At 55.8% G+C, this 3183-nt stretch carries 4 protein-coding genes and 1 tRNA gene; all 5 read right to left on the bottom strand.

Features of this window, described 5'->3' with window-relative positions:
* On the bottom strand, positions 1–1158 hold a 1158-nt coding region (locus ACOSYY_RS00250), incomplete at its 3' end, for an MFS transporter (protein WP_421660208.1).
* A 5-nt stretch (positions 1159–1163) separates the two neighbouring features.
* Positions 1164–1841 carry an FKBP-type peptidyl-prolyl cis-trans isomerase gene (locus ACOSYY_RS00245; protein ID WP_421660207.1) on the bottom strand — a complete coding sequence of 226 codons (678 nt, stop codon included), beginning with the start codon at positions 1839–1841 and terminating at the stop codon, positions 1164–1166.
* Between the two features lie 324 nt (positions 1842–2165).
* Positions 2166–2456 (bottom strand): hypothetical protein, encoded by a 291-nt coding sequence (locus ACOSYY_RS00240; protein WP_421660205.1) that lies wholly within the window; start codon positions 2454–2456, stop codon positions 2166–2168.
* Between the two features lie 19 nt (positions 2457–2475).
* The gene (locus ACOSYY_RS00235) at positions 2476–2766 is read right to left on the bottom strand and encodes a hypothetical protein (protein ID WP_421660204.1); all 291 of its coding nucleotides are present in this window, start codon (positions 2764–2766) and stop codon (positions 2476–2478) included.
* Between the two features lie 197 nt (positions 2767–2963).
* A tRNA-Ser gene (locus tag ACOSYY_RS00230) sits at positions 2964–3056 on the bottom strand.
* Positions 3057–3183 lie beyond the last annotated feature (127 nt).

The following is a 3183-nucleotide window of genomic DNA, read 5'->3' as shown; positions in this document are numbered from 1 at the left end:
GAAGTACAGCCATCCGGCGCCCAGTGACAGACTGACAAGGGCAAGGTAGGGAGACTCCGCGGTGGCCCCAAGCGCGATGGAGCCGGCGGCCAGCCCCATCCCGGTCATCCCGACGATCCGGCGGCCCTCGGTGACGCCACGCCGCATGGCTAATCGATCGGAGACCCATCCTCCAAGAGGGCACGATAGAAGGATCGCGACAAAGGGGGCGGCGGCAAACAATCCGCCTCGTAACACACTGAAGCCACGCTCATTGACCAGGTAGAGATAGAACCAAGACATGTAGACATAGGCGACATAACCCAAGCATCCGTAACTCAGCGTCAGCCACCACACACTCGGCGTTCTTCGTAGGATTGCCCAGGGGATCGAATGGCCTGTTGGAACAGCTGGAGCCGTGGACGGAGCTGCGTTGTCATGAGTGTGCCATGGGGGGCGCGATGGGCGATCGGCGGCCAAGAGCCACCAGATGACCGCGAGAGCGAGCCCTATCCCACTTGAAAGATAAAAGGCGGATTGCCAGCCATAGTTGACCATGATCCAAGCCGTGACCGGCGGCGTGATCGCCGCGCCGATACCGATCCCGCCGATAGCGATGCCGATGCCAAAACCGCGCTCATGAGCGGGAAGCCAGTCGGTGACGGCGCGGTTGAAGGTCGGTAACGCCGCCGCCTCTCCGACACCGAGGAGAAATCTGACTAGGGCCAGCGCGCCGACGATGCCGAGTGGCGCGGCCAGGAACGAAGTGGCGGCAACGGCCGTCCAGGCGGTAAAGCAGGACCACCAAATCAACGCCATCATGAGGACGACGCGAACGCCCCAGCGATCACCCAGCCACCCACCGGGAATCTGGAACAAGGCGTACCCGATGACGAATGCGGAGAAGACGAACCCCATCTCCTGCTCGGTCAGTCCCAACACCGGCATCATCTGGCGCGCGGTGACCGAAATGTTGACGCGATCGATATAGGTGACGACGCTGATGGCAAAGAGGAGCCCGAGAATCAGCCAACGTCGGGGCGAAGGAGGCACGACGCCTCCGCGATTCGTGGAGATCGTCTCGCTCACAATGGTGTCGCGACCAGATTCATCAGGGGAGGTTCGGCGGGCGTCGAGGGCCTGAATGCGTTGCCGCCTCCGCAAGAGGCGGCAACGCATAGTGATCAGTTGGCAACGATCTCGAGTAACTCAACTTCGAAGACCAAGGTTGCCCCCGGCTTAATGACCGGCGGTGATCCCCCGTCGCCATAGGCCAGATTGGACGGGCACACCAGCCGGCTCTTTCCTCCCACCTTCATCTGTTGAACGCCCTCCGTCCAACACTTGATGACCTTGTTCAAAGGAAATGTCGCCGGCTCCCCACGCTTGATGGAACTATCGAATACCGTCCCGTCGGTCAAGGTGCCATGATAATGAACCTTGACTGTATCCGTTGCCTTTGGCGCGGCTCCGGTACCGGGCTTGATGGTGGAGATGACGATCCCTGACTCCGTCTTCGTCGCTCCTTTTTCCGACGCCGCCTTTGCGGTAAACGCGGCGCCGGCCTTCTTCTCACTCTCGGCGGCGACTGCCAATCGAGCCTGTTGCAGTTGTTGAATCTTCGGTCCGAATGTTTGGAGGTCCACTTTTTGAGGGCGCTTCAGCACGCCGTCAGTGAGGCCCGTTTTGACCATATCGAGTTCGGTCTCGCTCAAGGAAAATACTCCCAGCGATTGACTGATGGCCAACCCAAGCGCATACAAGGTTTTCTGGTCATCATTGGCCGGATCCGGTGAGGCGGCCAATAGCGGGGTCGTGAGAAAACACAGCGCTATGGCAATACATAATTGACGAATTCTCATGGAGTAGGGGTCCTTTCTTGTGATTTGCTATGTGCAATGCGGCACGTAAGAATACGATAGGCTTTCCAATCTCACAACAGAAATCTCACGGAATAGGTATGGTCAGTAAGGCGAGGTACTATGCTTCACGCAATACGAGCTTTGGGTGGCGGAGAGGGGTTGGTCTCCACACAGTTGCGTTAATCGCCTCATAACGTGGTCCATGTTAAAGGAACCGCTAAAGCCAGCGCAACTCATAACTCAGGTCGCGGTGCGATGAGGCGCGATCCTTAATCGATACATGAACAAAAGTGCCGCTCACGTATTTCGGCTACGAGGGCTGCTTTAACACCAATAGAAGTAGTCGCCGTTCGCTTCGATCATCTTCCTGGCTACATCGTCGCGGTCTAACTCAGCTTGGGTCTTTTCTGAAGTATGACTCTGATCCGAAAGTCGTGGCCCGCTCACCTTGAGTTTGTAAGTCTCGTACAGCTCCACGTTGGTCACGATGAACATGTGATACTCATTGAGACCGGAGACTTCCTTGAGGGTGTAGTTAGGAAATTTATTCTTGAGATAGATACGGATGATGTCCAAATTCGCTTCAATTCGTTCTTGCTCTCCGAGATTAGACATGTTCTCTCAACGATCACCATCACCAGGAATAAAACGTGTCGCCGGCACGGACCATCCCACTGGCCACAAACCCGCTATTCAACGACAATCGAGTCCGTTCTGAAGTATTCCTGCGATCGGAAAGCCGCGACCAATTCACTTTGAGCGTATAGCTCTTGTGCAGCTTCTCATTCGTCACAGTGAACTGGTGGTACAGGCTGGGAACTGAGTGTTCCGTCATGGTGTAGCCGGGGAATTTGGCCTTGATGTAGTGGCGAATCGTGAGCAAATTTCCTGCAATCCGCCTGTCTTCTTCACTCTCAACAATCATAGGTCCGCTCACTCACATACGAGCTGCCACTGTAGTGCCGGTCATTATTATGAGTCAAGATACGTAAGGGTTCTTAGGAATTAGAAGATGAGGGAAACGAAGGCACGCATTACCCGATCTTCGAGGGGAGAGGTGCGAGTCCAGGCTCGGGAATCTTTCGCACAGATATTCAGGATGTCCGTTGAGGCGAACGACGATGGCGGAGAGGGAGGGATTTGAACCCTCGGTAGAGATTTTGTCCCTACGGCGGTTTAGCAAACCGCTGCCTTCGGCCACTCGGCCACCTCTCCACGTCTGGCGCTAGGTGTTAGCTAGGAGCCTGTTGAAGTGTCGGAAATGATCGTAGGGGGTGAACGTAGCATACTCGATAGCATTGACACAACGTCGCAGAAACCACGAGGATGAAGGAGTTTATAC

Source organism: Nitrospira sp. BLG_2 (assembly GCF_049222245.1).
The sequence above is the reverse complement of the archived record's forward strand: the minus strand, read 5'-3'. Positions and strand labels throughout refer to the sequence as shown.

What these genes read in the sequence shown, in the direction of transcription:
- ACOSYY_RS00245 (WP_421660207.1), bottom strand. Translation starts at nt 1,841, where the DNA reads ATGAGAATTCGTCAATTATGTATTGCCATAGCGCTGTGTTTTCTCACG.
- ACOSYY_RS00240 (WP_421660205.1), bottom strand. Translation starts at nt 2,456, where the DNA reads ATGTCTAATCTCGGAGAGCAAGAACGAATTGAAGCGAATTTGGACATC.
- ACOSYY_RS00235 (WP_421660204.1), bottom strand. Translation starts at nt 2,766, where the DNA reads ATGATTGTTGAGAGTGAAGAAGACAGGCGGATTGCAGGAAATTTGCTC.